At 29.8% G+C, this 15,367-nt stretch carries 17 protein-coding genes; 13 read left to right on the top strand and 4 right to left on the bottom strand.

Annotated features, from left to right (window positions below; translation table 11 throughout):
- Positions 1 to 79: 79 nt before the first annotated feature.
- The 6 genes from CRN98_RS08685 (at position 80) to CRN98_RS08665 (ending at position 5,894) form a co-directional block, all read left to right on the top strand.
- The gene (locus CRN98_RS08685; protein ID WP_097027034.1) at positions 80 to 850 is read left to right on the top strand and encodes an EFR1 family ferrodoxin; all 771 of its coding nucleotides are present in this window, start codon (positions 80 to 82) and stop codon (positions 848 to 850) included.
- A gap of 170 nt (positions 851 to 1,020) precedes the next feature.
- Complete coding sequence (locus CRN98_RS08680) at positions 1,021 to 1,929, top strand: helix-turn-helix transcriptional regulator (RefSeq protein WP_097027033.1); 909 nt, start codon at positions 1,021 to 1,023, stop codon at positions 1,927 to 1,929.
- Between the two features lie 70 nt (positions 1,930 to 1,999).
- The gene (locus CRN98_RS08675) at positions 2,000 to 2,671 is read left to right on the top strand and encodes a GyrI-like domain-containing protein (RefSeq protein ID WP_423237092.1); all 672 of its coding nucleotides are present in this window, start codon (positions 2,000 to 2,002) and stop codon (positions 2,669 to 2,671) included.
- A 1-nt stretch (position 2,672) separates the two neighbouring features.
- Entirely contained in the window at positions 2,673 to 3,557 is an 885-nt protein-coding gene (locus CRN98_RS08670) for an SPL family radical SAM protein (protein ID WP_097027032.1), read from the top strand.
- A 348-nt stretch (positions 3,558 to 3,905) separates the two neighbouring features.
- Positions 3,906 to 4,073, top strand: coding sequence for a hypothetical protein (locus tag CRN98_RS17710; RefSeq protein ID WP_179632053.1), 168 nt, complete (start codon positions 3,906 to 3,908; stop codon positions 4,071 to 4,073).
- Between the two features lie 42 nt (positions 4,074 to 4,115).
- Entirely contained in the window at positions 4,116 to 5,894 is a 1,779-nt protein-coding gene (locus CRN98_RS08665; RefSeq protein ID WP_097027031.1) for a sensor domain-containing diguanylate cyclase/phosphohydrolase, read from the top strand.
- A 139-nt stretch (positions 5,895 to 6,033) separates the two neighbouring features.
- Here the strand turns inward: CRN98_RS08665 and CRN98_RS08660 are convergent, their stop codons facing one another.
- A complete protein-coding gene (locus CRN98_RS08660; protein WP_097027030.1) occupies positions 6,034 to 6,414 on the bottom strand; it encodes a hypothetical protein in 381 nt (126 codons plus the stop codon).
- 154 nt (positions 6,415 to 6,568) lie between these two features.
- On the opposite strand from CRN98_RS08660, the gene CRN98_RS18055 reads away from it, so the two are divergent.
- The 7 genes from CRN98_RS18055 (at position 6,569) to CRN98_RS08635 (ending at position 13,773) form a co-directional block, all read left to right on the top strand.
- Positions 6,569 to 6,694 carry a hypothetical protein gene (locus CRN98_RS18055; RefSeq protein ID WP_278335421.1) on the top strand — a complete coding sequence of 42 codons (126 nt, stop codon included), beginning with the start codon at positions 6,569 to 6,571 and terminating at the stop codon, positions 6,692 to 6,694.
- A gap of 183 nt (positions 6,695 to 6,877) precedes the next feature.
- On the top strand, positions 6,878 to 8,758 hold the full coding sequence (gene abc-f / locus CRN98_RS08655; RefSeq protein ID WP_097027029.1) for a ribosomal protection-like ABC-F family protein: 1,881 nt from the start codon (positions 6,878 to 6,880) through the stop codon (positions 8,756 to 8,758).
- Positions 8,759 to 8,796: 38 nt separating this feature from the next.
- Positions 8,797 to 8,949, top strand: coding sequence for a hypothetical protein (locus CRN98_RS17930; RefSeq protein ID WP_242960871.1), 153 nt, complete (start codon positions 8,797 to 8,799; stop codon positions 8,947 to 8,949).
- Positions 8,950 to 10,059, top strand: coding sequence for an MFS transporter (locus CRN98_RS08650; RefSeq protein ID WP_242960870.1), 1,110 nt, complete (start codon positions 8,950 to 8,952; stop codon positions 10,057 to 10,059). It abuts the gene before it with no gap.
- A 376-nt stretch (positions 10,060 to 10,435) separates the two neighbouring features.
- Positions 10,436 to 11,860: an efflux RND transporter periplasmic adaptor subunit gene (locus CRN98_RS08645; RefSeq protein WP_097027028.1), complete on the top strand. Its 1,425-nt coding sequence runs from the start codon at positions 10,436 to 10,438 to the stop codon at positions 11,858 to 11,860.
- Complete coding sequence (locus tag CRN98_RS08640; protein ID WP_097027027.1) at positions 11,860 to 12,567, top strand: ABC transporter ATP-binding protein; 708 nt, start codon at positions 11,860 to 11,862, stop codon at positions 12,565 to 12,567. The genes CRN98_RS08645 and CRN98_RS08640 overlap by 1 nt, the downstream gene beginning before the upstream one ends.
- The gene (locus CRN98_RS08635; RefSeq protein ID WP_097027026.1) at positions 12,568 to 13,773 is read left to right on the top strand and encodes an ABC transporter permease; all 1,206 of its coding nucleotides are present in this window, start codon (positions 12,568 to 12,570) and stop codon (positions 13,771 to 13,773) included. It begins immediately after the preceding gene.
- A gap of 125 nt (positions 13,774 to 13,898) precedes the next feature.
- On the opposite strand, the gene CRN98_RS08630 is transcribed toward CRN98_RS08635, so the two are convergent.
- The 3 genes from CRN98_RS08630 to CRN98_RS08620 form a co-directional block, all read right to left on the bottom strand.
- Positions 13,899 to 14,297, bottom strand: coding sequence for a (deoxy)nucleoside triphosphate pyrophosphohydrolase (locus CRN98_RS08630; RefSeq protein WP_097027025.1), 399 nt, complete (start codon positions 14,295 to 14,297; stop codon positions 13,899 to 13,901).
- Between the two features lie 95 nt (positions 14,298 to 14,392).
- A complete protein-coding gene (locus tag CRN98_RS08625; protein WP_097027024.1) occupies positions 14,393 to 14,884 on the bottom strand; it encodes a DMT family transporter in 492 nt (163 codons plus the stop codon).
- Between the two features lie 13 nt (positions 14,885 to 14,897).
- Positions 14,898 to 15,320, bottom strand: coding sequence for a DMT family transporter (locus CRN98_RS08620; protein WP_097027023.1), 423 nt, complete (start codon positions 15,318 to 15,320; stop codon positions 14,898 to 14,900).
- Positions 15,321 to 15,367 lie beyond the last annotated feature (47 nt).

Here is a 15,367-nt window from a genome sequence, read left to right as displayed (position 1 = left end):
AACATTTTATTTAATAATTGCTAAATATCAATAAGATAAATAAAAAGTTGTTAACCGTCCCCAAAAGGGGGGTGGAATTATGAATAAGGCAGCAATAATATATTTTTCAGGTACTGGTAATACAAAGTATGTTGTAAACATAATGAAAAGTTATTTTAATGGGATTAATATTATATGTGATTTAGTTGATATTGAGAAAAAGGTTATTGATCTATCACAGTATGATTATATTGTATTTGGTGGGCCAGTTTTTGTAGAAAGATATCCAGAAATATTACTTAAATATATTGAAAAAAACCTTTCTAATTATAAGGGAAAGTGTATGATGTTTTCAACACAAGCTAGTGATGTAGTAAGCTCAGTATTTCAGCATGCATTAAAAAGGCTTAAAAATCTTAATATTACCTATTGTGATTTTATTTCGATGCCTAACAATTTTTATAACTTCATGTTTAAAAAATATACTGATGATGAGGAAAAGAGAGCAATAGAAGCTGCATCAAAGAAGGCAAGGCAAATGGTTAAAGAATTTCTAGAAGGAAAAGAAAGTAAGATTGAAATATCGAATTTTAGAGTTCAATTGGCGGAAGTTGGTTATAAAATGACCTATCCATATTTAAGAAAATGGCTGATGAAAAAACTCTCTATAGATAGAGATAAATGCGTGGAATGTGGATTATGTGAAATAAATTGTCCAACAAACAGCATAACTATAAGTCCAAGCCTTAAAATAAAAGATACATGTACATTTTGCCAACGATGTCTTAACATTTGTCCTAAAAACGCATTTTTGTATAAAGGAAAAAATATCGAGCAATATAAGCCAAATTTCAAACAAGAAATTAAATAATAACTTTTAGATACAATAAATTATTATTTAATTTAGGCTAAAATTTTAGTATAGTTGTTAACCGTCCCTAGGTTGGTTTATATGACATAAGTCATCTAAACCAGCTTTTTATTTTTGAATATGACCATATGTTGTCATATTTGTATGGTAAAATAATAGAGGTGATGAATATGCAAATTAATAGATTGCTTGAGATAATAATGATTTTGTTAAATAAAGAAACTATTACAGCTAAAGAGCTTGCACAGCATTTGGATGTTTCAACGAGAACAATTTACAGAGATATTAACACGTTAAGTTTATCTAATATTCCTATATATACAAATAAGGGAAGTGGAGGAGGCATTAGTATTTTACCAGAGTTCACTATTAATAAATCCATTCTTTCAGAAAAGGAGCAATGTGATATTATAGCGGCACTTCAAAGCTTAAAGGCAGCTAATTACTGTGAGGTAGATACTGTGATTACAAAGCTTGGAGCAATTTTTAAAAGCTCCAATAACTACAATTGGATAGAGGTTGATTTTTCACATTGGGGCAGTGATAGTCAGGAGAAAGATAAATTTAATAATCTAAAATCTGCAATACTTACGCACAAGGTTGTAGAATTTCATTATGTAAGTTCATATGGAGAGAAAACAAAGAGAGTAGTAGAACCTTTAAAATTGCTATTTAAAGGTCAGGCTTGGTATCTACAAGGGCTTTGTAGAAATAAACAGCAAAATAGAACTTTTAGAATATCAAGAATAAGAAATTTATTAGTAAAGGATGAAACTTTTGAAAATATATATTCAATGGACTTAGCAATAGAACCTACTTCAATAGATAGCAATAATATTATTACTCTTAGGCTTAAGTTTGACCCACAAATAACATATAGAGTTTATGATGATTTTGATTATAAAAATATTAAGTATAATGAGGATGGAACGGTAGAGGCAACTATATCTTTTCCTAAAGGGGAATGGGTTTATGGATATATTTTATCTTTTGGTCATTTTGTCCAGGTTCTAGAGCCACAGGATATTAGAGATGAAATAAAGGAAAGACTATGTTTAGCATTAAAAGTTTATAAATAGTTTTTAATAATATGACATACTGATGTCGTATTACTTTGTGTAAGATAAAGAAAAAAGCATGAGGTGATAAATGATGAATATAGATAAGTTTGATTATAAAAAACAATTTAAGAATTTATATCTTCCTAAAAGCAATCCAATGATGATAGATGTTCCAGAGATGAATTTTATAATGGTAGATGGAATAGGTGATCCACAAGGCGAGGAGTATCAAAATGCTGTTGAATTAATATATGGGTTATCCTTTATTATTAAGATGAGTTATAAAAGCGGAAAAGACATAGAAGGATATTTTCAGTATGTAGTTCCGCCACTTGAAGGACTTTGGTGGTGTGAAGAAGGGGAGTTTAACTTTAATAAAAGAGATAATTGGCTATGGACTTCTATGATAAGGCAGCCAGAATTTGTTACAGATGAAGTGTTTAGGTGGGCTGTGGATGTATTAAAAAAGAAAAAACCAGAAATTGATACTTCAAAAGCACGTCTAAGTAACTTTAGCGAGGGGTTATGTGTTCAAGCACTACATATTGGACCTTATGTTGATGAAACTAAAACAGTACTAATAATAGAAGATTTTATGGCACAAAACAATTTAAAGGATGAAACTGGGCAATTTCGAAAGCATCATGAAATATATTTATCTGATCCAAGAAAGACGATTTCTTCTAAGCTAAAAACAGTAGTGAGGCATCCGGTGATTTTTAATGGTGTTAAATTAAATAACTATAATGAGGTAAAATAAAATGGAATTCATTTCTGCAAAACAGATACTATCGACCTGGGCAAATAATAATAATTGGTTTGGAACAAATTATAATATGAATATATATAAAGGCTGCTGTCATGGATGTATTTATTGTGATTCAAGAAGTGAATGTTATCAAATTAAAGATTTTGATATTGTTCGTGCAAAAGCTAATGCTATTGAAATATTGAATAGTGAACTTAAATCAAAAAGAAAAAGGGGTGTAGTTGGAACTGGTGCAATGTCAGATCCATATAATTCTCTTGAAGCAGAATATAAGCTTACCAGAAGTGCACTAGAACTTATAAATAGATATAACTTTGGAATTGGCATTGCCACAAAAAGTGATCTTATTACAAGGGACATAGATATATTAAATGAGATTAAGAGTCATTCACCTGTTCTTATTAAAATTACAATTACAACTGCAAATGATAGTCTGTGTAAAAAAATTGAGCCCAACGTATCAGTTGCATCTAAAAGATTTGAAGCAATAAATAAGCTTTCTTCTCAAGGAATCTTTACAGGTATATTACTAATGCCTGTATTGCCATTTATTGAAGATAGTGATGAAAATATACTTAAAATTATAAGACTCGCAAAGGAAAATGGAGCAAAATTTATTTATCCTGCCTTTGGAGTCACACTTAGGCAAAATCAAAGAGAATATTTTTTTAGAAAGTTAGATGAACATTTTTATGGCATAACTGAAAGATACATAAAAGAGTATGGATTTGCATATGAATGTCGTTCAAAACGAGCAACTAAGTTATGGGAACTCTTTAAAGCAGAGTGTGATAAAGCAAAAATATTATATAAAATGGAGGATATTATTGCTGGCTACAAAAAGAATTATGAAGTAAAGCAAATAAGTTTCTTTTAATTATAGTGCCACCCATATGACAAGTGGCAAAATATAAGTTTAAACCAAAAGCAGCTGCAATTTGTAGATGCTTTTTTATTGTGCAATAGGGGATGTTTAATTTCCATTTTTTGTTCGAAAATATATTGACATTTACAATTTTTTACGACATTATTAAGGAGTACTACAATATTTTACAATAAACAATATAAAATTACATCAGAATTACCTAATTTTTACAAAAATATTATGCAGTATACTTTAATGATTTACAAAATAGAGGAAATAGAAAAAATGTCGAATATATTTATACAAAATAAAGTATAAATACTCTGCTAAGATTTAATTTTAAATATATTTTCAAAGTAAATGTGGCACTATTTAACTTCAGAGGAGCTCTTAGCATCCATAAGTGATGCGTTAAAAGCCATAGATGGAGTTGCAAAAGCAGCAGGAGAAAGAGCTGGAGGGACAATGGATATTGCAATGAGAGTTTCGGAAATTAATAATAAATCTAACGATTTATATTTTAAATAAGATTTATGAGCTAGATTATCTAATGAATTGGTGGGGTGTTTTATGGATAATAAATTTTATAGTGATATATTAGAAAAAGCTCCTTTTGGATATGCACTACAGAAAGTAATTTTAAATGATGATGGAGATATAGATGATTGTGAGTATATAGAAATAAATGATTCTTTTGAAAAATTAACTGGATTAAATAAAACTCAAGTAATAGGTAAAAGAGCGACAGAAGTATTTCCCAATGTCAAAGGAAGTGATTTTGATTGGATAAGTCATTATGGAAATACTGCAATAAATAGAGTAGAAAGTGAATTTGAACAATATTTAGAAGATACAGGAAGATGGTATAAGGTAAAAATATATTCTCCTAAAAAATATTATGTTATTACTTTTTTTATTGATATATCAAATGAAATAAAAGAAAAAGAATTATTTAAAAGTACCCTTATATCAATTGCCGAAGGCGTAATAGCTGTGGATTTACATGGAAATATAATTATGATAAATAAGACGGCAGAAAAGTTAATCTCATGTGAAGAAGAAAATACTTTACATAAAAAAGTACAGGATGTTTTTAAAATTTATGATAAAAATGATGAAAAGGAAATCACTAATACTATATTAGAAAATAGAAGTGAAAATACAGATAAAGATAATAATGTAGTTCTTAAAACAAGGAAGTGTACCAACGTACCTATAGTATATAATATTTCTCCAATTAAAGATGATAAAGGAATATTATATGGCAGGGTTATTAGTTTTAGAGATATAACAGACAAAGTTGCAAAAGAAAAAGAAATAGTATACATAAATCATCATGATAGTCTAACTGGAGCATATAATAGAAATTTCTTTAATGAAAAAATTAAAAGTATTGATATAGAAGAAAATTTACCAATATCTATAATTATGGGAGATATAAATGGTTTAAAACTTACTAATGATGCCTTTGGACATTTAATGGGGGATAAGCTATTAATAGCAGCCTCAAATACATTAAAAAATTCTTGCAGGACTCAAGATATGATTATTAGATGGGGCGGAGATGAATTTATAGTTTTATTACCTAAAACTAAAGAAAAAGATGCAGAAAAAATAATTAAAAGGACAAAAGAAGAATGTAAAAAAGAAGATATAGGTATTATAAATGTATCAATTTCATTGGGATTTAGTACAAAAAAAAATAATAATGAAGATATAATGAGAACAATTACCAATGCTGAAGAAATGATGTATAAAATAAAAATGTTTGAGAGTAAAAGTCAAAAGAGTGAAACGCTGAAAATTATAATGGATACATTATATCAGAAAAGTACGCAAGATGCAGAGCATTCAAAAAATGTGAGCGAAATTTGTAAGGCTATAGGTATAGCTATGAAGCTTTCGGAAAAAGAGATTCACGAACTTGAACTTTTAGGAAATATGCATGATATAGGTAAAATATCTATAAGTGAAAATATTTTAAACAAATCAGATAAACTTAATGAGGAAGAGTGGAATAAAGTAAAAAAACATTCAGAGGTAGGCTATCATATTATATCATCTTCAAATGATCTAGCATTTTTAGGTAATTATATTCTTGCTCATCATGAATGGTATGATGGCTCTGGATATCCTAAAGGACTTAAGGGTAAAAAAATTCCTTTAATGTCAAGAATTTTATCTATTGCTGATGCATATGATGCTATGATAAGTGATAGACCCTATAGAAAAGCATTTACAAAAAATGAAGCTGTTAAAGAAATCATAAAATATTCAGGAAAACAGTTTGATCCTAATTTAGGTAAAATATTTGTAGATAAAGTTGTAAAAACATTAAATAGTCAGTAACTTCTTTAAGTAACTTTATATCAACACCAGTGGGATTTATGATATGACAATCTAAAGAATAACAATGTTTATAGGGGGGCGGTTAACACCTAGTAGTGCCAGACAAGCGGCAAATAGTTGTTAACCGTCCCCTATTGATTTATAAAAGCACATTGATTCTCTTTTTTAAAATACAATAAATCTCTTCGCATTGTTCATTTATATTATACACTAATTTTTCGGTATCTTTTATCTTAGAAGATTTAGATGAAGTATTGATAGAGACAGCTAAAAGATTAGCAGAGGTAGCTAAGGTTTCTGAACTAGCAGTTAGTGAATATAAAATATTTAATAAAGGATTAATATAAGTTTCTATATAGTTTTTTTCTTCAGGATCCAATCCTAATTTAGTTATTTCATCTTTAATTATATTTATACTTGAAATAGTTTCGGCAGATTTAATAATATTATCTGGAATTGAACAAATTTGGGTTTCTGTATCGTTAATACAATTTGTATTATCATAATAATATAGAATCATGATTATATAAGAAAGAGTAAGTAAATATAATATGAAAAATGTACTAGGTTAATGGAAAAGTTTATAGAAAAAACCAATAAATTTCAAAAATTCATTGATTTTAGAATTATTTTGAATTATAATATTACATATTAAAGTAAAGGAGGGTAAATTTATGAATATTCGCGTTACTAGAAAAATGGATAAAATTAGACCAATATCTGTAAGAATTTCAGCAAATTTTGTATTCAACGGGACAAGTGCGTCTAAAATTAAATATTTTTCCAAGGTAAGCAGGTGATTCATATTTTACCAGATATACTAAGTTAATAATATCCGGGTAAGGTGTGGCCTTGTCCGGTTTTTTTATATTCTTTTTTGGAGAGCAGTCCGGGCAGTGTTTACTTGCCTGGATTTTTTGTTGCTAAAAATCAAATAAATCTAGCAAGGACACCTTATCCTTATTTTAAAAGGAGGGTTTTATATGATTGAATTATCATTAAATGAAGTAATGAAGTATTTTGGAGCTAACTTAATTTTAAGTAATATTACCTTTGAGATTCATCAGGGAGAAAGGGTTGGCTTAGTTGGAAGAAATGGAAGTGGGAAGAGCACAGTATTAAAACTAATATCAGGACTAGAGCCTATTGATAAAGGAGATATGGCTATTAGAAAGGGAACAAAAATTGGATACCTAGAGCAAATACCAAACTACAAAGATGGGTACACAACCCGTAAAGTCTTAAATCTTGCATTCAAAGATTTAATGGAGATTGAAGAAAATATGATAAATCTTGAAAAGAAGATGAGAAATTTAGAGAACGAAGAGCTTGATAAGATATTGAAGCTATATAGTAATATGCAGCAGCGGTATGAAATAATGGGTGGATATGAAAAGGAGGAGAAGCTTAGTAAAATATGCAATGGATTAAAATTCACAAATGAATTTTTAAATAAGCAGTTTAGCCTTTTAAGTGGAGGAGAAAAAACTACTGTAATGCTGGGAAAGATATTGCTAGAAAATCCAAATATATTACTTTTAGATGAACCAACAAATCATTTGGATATGGATTCCTTAGATTGGCTTGAAAGTTATCTAAAAGAATATAAGGGAACTGTTCTTATAGTATCTCATGATAGATATTTTTTAGATAGTGTTGTATCTAAAATAGTTGAAATTGAGGATTTAGAAAGTAAGACTTACATGGGGAATTACTCTGATTTTTTAAGGCAAAAGGAAGAAAATATTAAGCTAGAACTAGAAGCATATAAAGAACAGCAGAAGAAAGTAGGGGCTATGGAAAATTCAATAAAGACTTTAAGGGATTGGGCTAATAGAAGTGGAAATGAAAAGTTTTTTAGAAGAGCTGCAAGTATGCAAAAGAGACTAGACAAAATAGAAAAAGTAGATAAACCTAATACTCAAAAACAAAATATGAAACTAAATCTTATAAATAGTGAGCGGTCGGGGGGAGAAGCGGTAAAGATCGAAGGTGCATGTAAGAGTTTTGATGATAAGATATTATTTCATAATGCTAATTTATTAGTTGCCTATGGGGAAAGAGTAGCTTTAATAGGAGCAAATGGAAGTGGAAAATCTACAATAATGAAAGTTTTATTGAGAGAAGAAGGTGTTAGTAAAGGTAAAGTAGAGCTTGGAGCTAATGTTAAAGCTGCATATTTACCACAAAATATAATTTTTAAGGATGAAGCGCAAACAGTCATTCAATATTTTAGAGATGATATAGATATATTAGAAGGTAAAGCAAGAGAATATCTTTCAAAATTTATGTTTTTTGGAGAAAGTGTGTTTAAAAAGGTTAAAAGTTTATCAGGAGGAGAAAAAACAAGACTTAAACTAAGCAAGCTTTTATATGAAGACATAAACTTATTGATATTAGATGAGCCTACGAATCATTTGGACATTGATTCAATAGAAATCCTAGAGGATGCATTAATAGACTTCAAAGGAACTATATTTTTTATATCTCATGATAGATATTTTATAAATAAAATTTGCAATAGAATAGTGGCTCTTGAAAATAAGCAGCTATCAAGTTACATGGGAAATTATGATTACTATAAAATTAAAAGAAGTGAACTAAAAGAAAGGCAGGAAGAGATAAAGGAAAAAAAGCCAAAGAAGATAAGAGAAATAAATGAGGTGAAGAAAAAAGAAATAGAAACTAAAAAAATAGAGAAAAAAATAAATAAGCTTGAGCAAGAGATTTCTGAAGTGGATATTAAAATAAACTCTCTATGTTCTGATTATATTGAACTAAGTAAATACGCTTCTCAAAAGGTGATCCTTGAAAAGGAACTAGAAGGGTTAATGGAAGAATGGATTAAATATAATGAAGATTAATTAATAAATTAAATATTATGCAAGGACGTGGATACAAAATGAAATATTTAAAACAGCTAATAGAGCCCTATGTAGGATTGCCTAAAGAAATATATGTAATATTTGTTGCTAGAATAATTAATGCTTTTGGTTGTTTTGTAATGCCATTATTAACAATTATACTAAAAGACAAAATAGGACTATCAGAATAAATGGTAGGAGTGTATATAAGTACAACAGGTATATTACACCTGCCAGCTGCTATGCTTGGGGGAAAACTGGCGGACAGCATTGGAAGAAAAAAAGTAATAATTATATTTGATTGCTTAGCTGCATTATTTTATATAACTTGCGGATTTATGAAGCCATCTATTACTATGGTGTATGTATTAATGCTAGCATCAGCTTCAATGGTTACTGCTGGGCCAGCTCATGACTCTTTAATAGCGGACTTAACTACTAATAAAAATAGACAAGGAGCATATGCTCTTTCATATATGGGATGGAATTTAGGGTTTGCCATAGGACCAGTTATGGGTGGGCTTTTATATGAAAAAAACTTATCTCTTATATTTATAGGGGATGCAATAACAGCTTTAATTTCTCTTACATTAATCACACTATTTATTAAAGAAACTATTCATAAAACTAAGGAAGAAATTACTGATGAAGACCGTATTATGGAAAGGCGCGAGGAAGGTTCTATTTTTAAGGTGCTTATAAAAAGACCAATATTAATTTACTTTGCAATAATTATATGTGGATTTAATTTTGTGTATTCTCAATGGTCATACTTGATGCCGCTTCATCTTATATCCATTCATCCGGAAAATAAAGCTGAAATTTTGGGGCGCATATCAGGTCTTAATGGAATAGTGGTAATACTATTTACTCCTTTAATTACTTATATATCTAAGAATGTTAAGAGTATTAGAAGGGTGGTCTATGGGGGATTGCTATATGCCTTAGGATTCGGAATGCTAGGATTCTATAATGGATTAACATACTTCTTTATAAGCACATTTATATTTACTTTAGGAGAAATATCACTTGCAATTAGTACATCACCATTTATTGCAAATCATACACCAGCATCTCATAAGGGAAGGATGAGTGCAGTTATTCCTATGATATACGGATTGGGTTATACATTAGGACCTATAGGTATGGGTCAAGTACTAAGATTCGTAAATATAAATAATGCTTGGAAGATAGTTGGCAGTATAAGCATAGTTGCATCTTGCTTTATGCTTATACTTGAATCTTATGAAAGAAAAAGTAAAATTCAAAGTAGTACTGAAGAAGTGGTAATTGTTAAATAATACAAAAGACCAGGGTTAATGGATTTTTATAATCAATAATTTTTTTCGCAAGAAAGAAGTTTAATTGTAGTTGTTAAGAAATAATTAATATATTAAATTTATTATGAATGAATTGGAAATATTGAACTATTACTTTATATATGGTATCATAAATGGCATAAAAGGCAATTACTTCAATAATATAACTTAATTAGAGTTTATTGAAATTTAATGAAGTTAGGATAGTAAAGATGAAATTAAATTACCCTGATAATTTAACTAAATATCTTCTTTCGAAGTGATTTAGTTAATTATTAGGGCATTTTAATGAAAAATAAAAGAAATCACAAAATGAGCCTAACATTAGAATGATTTATATGTATAAAGGGGGAGAATTATGGATAATGAAAATTTAGAAAATCAATCAAGCATAGAAGTAGATACAAAGCTAAATGCAAAGCCAATTGCAGAATCTACTTCAGATACAGGTTTCGGGAATAATAAGCCACGAAAATCTAAAAGATCTATATTTAGGTTTAAAAAACCAATGATAGTTGTTTTACTTATAATCATTGTAGTAGTGGCATTTGGAATTAATTCCTATTCAAAGTCTCAGAAGGCAATGATTAAAGAAGTTAGCATTGCAACAATTAAAAAAGGTCCGTTAACTCAATCGGTAACACTTACAGGTAGTATTGAATCAAACGGCAGAAACGAAATATCATTATCACCTTCTCTAAAGGTTGTAGAGGTTTTTGTAGAAGAAGGACAAACTGTCAAAAAGGGTGATCTCTTGGCCAAGTTAGATGACTCCGATTTTAAAAGTCAGTTAGAAAAGCAAAAACTTAATTTATCTAATGCAGAATATAATTTAAATTACATATTAGAAAACAGCTCATCAAACGACAAACTAACTTCTGAAAATGCATTAAAACAAGCGCAGATATCACTTGAAAATGCCAAAATTAACCTGGAAGATGTAAATAAAAAATTTGAACAAAGTAAAAAGTTATTTGAAGGTGGATTGATATCAGCCAATGAATTTGAAGCAGCCCAAAAAGCAGTTAAGGATAATCAAAATGCTGTAAAAAGTGCTGAAATTGCTCTGGCAAATTCAAAAAGTACCTATTCTAACATGGATTCAACTATAAACAATAAGATTATAAATCAAAAAAATCAAATTGAACTAGTTAAGTCAGAAATTGAAGGTATTAAAAAGAAGATTGAGGATTGTAACTTAAGAGCAAATGTGGATGGAAGAGTTACAAAACTAGATGCTAAAGTAAATCAGTATCCAGAAGCAGGGGAGAAGATTATACTAGATGATATTTCATTATATAAGGCTTCCATGGATGTAAGTCAGTATGATGCTATAAAGATGAAGAAGGGACAAAAGGCAATAATTAAGGTAAATGGAGGAAATAAAGAATACACAGGAGCTATCACAGATATTGGACAGCGGGCAGAAAAGAAGCTAAATTCAACAGATCAGGATTCAAAGGTGAATGTAAAAGTATCCATAAACAAGCCGGATGCAAATGTTAAAATGGGGTATGAAGTGGATACGGAAATTATTCTAAATGAAAAGAAAAATGTACTACAAATAGGTTTTGAAGCAATAAAAGAAGATGCAGGTAAAAAATATGTTTTTATTATAGGTGATAATAATACAATAGCTAGAAGATACATCACCACAGGATTGGAAACGGATTATAATATTGAGGTTTTAAGTGGATTAAAAGAAGGAGAAAGATACGTATTGAGTCCAGAAAAAACTCTAAAAGAAGGAGACAAAGTTTCTGAAGCTGGAGGACATAAATAATGGTTATTGAAATTCAGAGTCTTATAAAGATATATGATACGGGAGCTATTACGCTAAAGGCCTTAAAGGGTATTGACTTTCAGGTTAAGGAGAATGAATATGTTGCAATTATGGGCGCATCTGGTTCAGGTAAGTCCACACTTATGAATATTTTAGGTTGCTTAGACAGGGCTTCTTCTGGTAAATATATTTTGGATGGAAGAGATATATCTACATTAGATGACGATAGTCTTGCTGAAATCAGAAATAAAAAAATAGGATTTATATTTCAGTCATTTAACTTACTTCCAAAGCTTAGTTCTCTTGAAAATGTTGAGCTGCCTATGATGTATAATAGAGTGCCTTTAGCAGAGAGGCGTAAAAGGGCAGAAATAGCTTTGGCAAAGGTAGGGCTTGAAAGCAGAATACATCATAAGCCAAATGAATTATCTGGAGGTCAAAGGCAGAGAGTTGCTATTGCAAGGGCTCTAGTTAATAATCCATCAATACTTTTAGCAGACGAGCCTACAGGAAATTTGGACAGTGCATCCAGTGAAGAAATAATGGGTATTTTTAAGGGGTTAAATGATGAGGGTGTAACCATAGTAATGGTAACTCATGAGCCAGATATAGCGGCATATACAAAGAGAAATATTCTTTTTAAGGATGGAAATATAGTGGCTGATAAGCCTGTTTTAAATAGAACATTAATTAGGGGGCAGGTATAAATGTATTTTCTTGAAAGTTTAAAATCTGCTATTCAAAGTATAAAGGCGAATAAAATGAGGTCTTTTTTAACTATGCTTGGAATAATAATAGGTATATCATCTGTTATAACAATAGTATCAATTGGAGAAGGGGCAAAGCAGTTTATTACAGGAGAATTTGAGGGTATGGGTACCAATGTAATAAATTTACAGATGAATTCCTCGTCAGATGATATACAAAAAAGGGATTATTTTACCTTAGAAGATGTAGACTTAATAACAGATAAGGTGCCAGAAGTTACTGCAGTTGTACCTATAGTCAGTGGCATGGGGTCCTTTAAAGCAAACGATAAATCCAAGAGGGTATATGTAAGTGCATCAAATCATAAATATCCAGAGATTCAAAATATAAAGCTTTCCAACGGAAGATTTTTAAATGAGCATGATGTTGATACTAACAAAAATGTTGCAGTGATAGATCAGCGAACAGCGGAAGAATTATTTAATGATGCAGAAAGTGCAGTTGGAAAAAAGGCAAAAATAAATATAGGTGATAAATATTTGGATCTGTCTATTGTAGGTGTTTTAAAGAGTGAAGAGGGTTTAGCTTCCTTTGATGGTGGTAGGCCAGGACAGATATATATACCTATAACAATACGAGAACAAATAATGAAATCTACTGATATAGGTTATATGTCTGTTATAGTATCAGATATGTCAAAAGCAGATGACATAAGCTCTAAAATAATAAGAATTATTGAAAACAAACATAGAAACTCAGGTAAATACACAGCTATTAAAGGTTTTGCAGAACTTGATAGTATTAATAAGATATTAAACATGCTTATACTTGGGTTAGGAACAATTGCAGCTATATCATTATTAGTTGGCGGCATAGGAGTAATGAACATAATGCTTGTATCTGTAACAGAGAGAACAAGAGAAATAGGTATAAGAAAAGCAATTGGCGCTAAAACCAGCGATATAAAACTCCAATTTTTATCAGAATCAGTTATCTTGTGTTTAATAGGAGGAATAGTTGGAACGATATTAGGTATTTCAGCAGGGAAAATGGCAAGTAAGCTAATGAAAGTAGACATTCCAGTATCGTTAAAAGTTATACTCATTGCTTTCTTATTTTCATCATCAGTAGGTATTTTCTTTGGACTATATCCCGCTAAAAAAGCAGCAAAACTTGATCCAATCGATGCTTTGAGATATGAATAAAGGGGGCCAGACCCCTGGGGTAAAATGTAAAATAATAATTTCTTGGTGGTGAAAGTTAGGGAAAGTGAATTATTGTTAAAGGCAATTCATTTTTGAGGTTGGGAAAATTTATCTAATTTTCCCTCCTACTTGATTTTTGATACCAATAATTTAACTGCTGGAATATCTGCAGGTGCCCAGTTTAAAGAAAGCAAGTTTTCTTTATTTAACCATATAAGTTTTGCATGTTCATCTGCAACAGGGTGTCCATCTACAATTTTGCACTTTGCAGTAATTAAATTTACTATAGAATTTTCATATTCATGAGTATTGTCATTGAATATATTAATGAATTCAACATCACAGTTAAGTTCTTCTTTAATTTCCCGTACTATTGCATCGGCAATTGATTCACCCTGTTCAATTTTCCCACCAGGAAATTCCCAAAGATTTGGTAGTGTCATTTTTGTGGAACGAAGAGCACAAAGTACTTCATTATGTTCATTTTCAATAATTGCACCAACTACTTTTACTATTTTTTTCATTTCAAACACCTCTTTATATAGTGTAGCATAGATGTCAAGTGCCAGGCACATGGCAAGTGGCAAGCGGCAAGTTGCAAATAATTATTAAATAAATGCTAACTATCCATAGACTTTGTACTGGATACTATAGGTTGTTCACTACTAGCTTGCATTTCATGTTTCTTATCTATTAGTAAATTATAGGTAAGTCCAAGTAATACTAAAAATCCTCCTATAACTTTACCTATTGATAATCCATTTAAAGTAAAATAATCAATGATTATTCCTGAAAATAATTGACCTATAAAAATAAGCAAAGTCAAATAAAAGGCAGAAATTTTTGGAGTTATATAGCTTGATAGTACAACTACTAATACACCTAATAGCCCTCCTAGGTAAGCCCATAGAGGAATTGATTCAAACTTTATACTAGGTATACGTAGAAATTCGCTACTCAAAAGTAAAAATATAAGAGAAAAAAGTAGTCCGATAATATAATTAATAAAAGTACCTTGAAGAATACCAATTATTTTAGCTAAGTTGGAATTAATAATTCTTGCAATTACAATGGAAACACCAGCTAAAATTGATATAAGTATATATAACATTATTAATCCTCCTCTAATAAATGGTCATTATAAAGATTCCTAAAATAATAAATAGTAAGCCAATAAGTTTTCTCTTTTCAAATTTATAAATTTGCATTTCTAATAAACCAAAATGATCTATAACTATGGATGAAAGCGACTGACCTAATAAACCTAAAGCGATAGTTAAAGATGCTCCAAGTTTTAAAAAACTCAAATTATTAAAAAGAACAGTAAACACACCTATAGCACCAGCACTGTATAGATATATAGGAATATCTTTTTTAAGTTTAATCTTTGATTTGTTTATTAACATCACTAGTGTGATAAAAACAAGTCCAACAATATGAATGATTACGCTGGAAGTATAGTTTCCAGAAGCAGCAGACAAGGTTCCATTAAACATAAGCATTACAGATATTAAAGCACCTATAATGGCTGAAATTGAAGTATTCATAGAATTTATTCCCTCCTTAAAATTCTAAGTTTAATTTATCACAAAAC

The organism is Clostridium peptidivorans, from assembly GCF_900205925.1.
In the GTDB taxonomy this organism is placed as follows: Bacteria; Bacillota; Clostridia; order Clostridiales; family Clostridiaceae; genus Clostridium_AK; species Clostridium_AK peptidivorans.
Note: the sequence above shows the minus strand (reverse complement) of the source record. Positions and strands in the feature narration are given on the sequence as shown.

Bases quoted from the DNA above. Each gene is read 5' to 3' on its own strand.
- CRN98_RS08675 (WP_423237092.1), top strand. From the start codon at position 2,000: ATGATGAATATAGATAAGTTTGATTATAAAAAACAATTTAAGAATTTA.
- CRN98_RS18055 (WP_278335421.1), top strand. From the start codon at position 6,569: ATGAATATTCGCGTTACTAGAAAAATGGATAAAATTAGACCAATATCT.
- CRN98_RS08660 (WP_097027030.1), bottom strand. From the start codon at position 6,414: ATGATTCTATATTATTATGATAATACAAATTGTATTAACGATACAGAA.
- CRN98_RS08650 (WP_242960870.1), top strand. From the start codon at position 8,950: ATGGTAGGAGTGTATATAAGTACAACAGGTATATTACACCTGCCAGCT.
- CRN98_RS08685 (WP_097027034.1), top strand. From the start codon at position 80: ATGAATAAGGCAGCAATAATATATTTTTCAGGTACTGGTAATACAAAG.
- CRN98_RS17930 (WP_242960871.1), top strand. From the start codon at position 8,797: ATGAAATATTTAAAACAGCTAATAGAGCCCTATGTAGGATTGCCTAAA.
- CRN98_RS17710 (WP_179632053.1), top strand. From the start codon at position 3,906: ATGTGGCACTATTTAACTTCAGAGGAGCTCTTAGCATCCATAAGTGAT.
- CRN98_RS08625 (WP_097027024.1), bottom strand. From the start codon at position 14,884: ATGTTATATATACTTATATCAATTTTAGCTGGTGTTTCCATTGTAATT.
- CRN98_RS08640 (WP_097027027.1), top strand. From the start codon at position 11,860: ATGGTTATTGAAATTCAGAGTCTTATAAAGATATATGATACGGGAGCT.
- CRN98_RS08630 (WP_097027025.1), bottom strand. From the start codon at position 14,297: ATGAAAAAAATAGTAAAAGTAGTTGGTGCAATTATTGAAAATGAACAT.
- CRN98_RS08665 (WP_097027031.1), top strand. From the start codon at position 4,116: ATGGATAATAAATTTTATAGTGATATATTAGAAAAAGCTCCTTTTGGA.
- CRN98_RS08645 (WP_097027028.1), top strand. From the start codon at position 10,436: ATGGATAATGAAAATTTAGAAAATCAATCAAGCATAGAAGTAGATACA.
- CRN98_RS08620 (WP_097027023.1), bottom strand. From the start codon at position 15,320: ATGAATACTTCAATTTCAGCCATTATAGGTGCTTTAATATCTGTAATG.
- abc-f (WP_097027029.1), top strand. From the start codon at position 6,878: ATGATTGAATTATCATTAAATGAAGTAATGAAGTATTTTGGAGCTAAC.
- CRN98_RS08670 (WP_097027032.1), top strand. From the start codon at position 2,673: ATGGAATTCATTTCTGCAAAACAGATACTATCGACCTGGGCAAATAAT.
- CRN98_RS08680 (WP_097027033.1), top strand. From the start codon at position 1,021: ATGCAAATTAATAGATTGCTTGAGATAATAATGATTTTGTTAAATAAA.
- CRN98_RS08635 (WP_097027026.1), top strand. From the start codon at position 12,568: ATGTATTTTCTTGAAAGTTTAAAATCTGCTATTCAAAGTATAAAGGCG.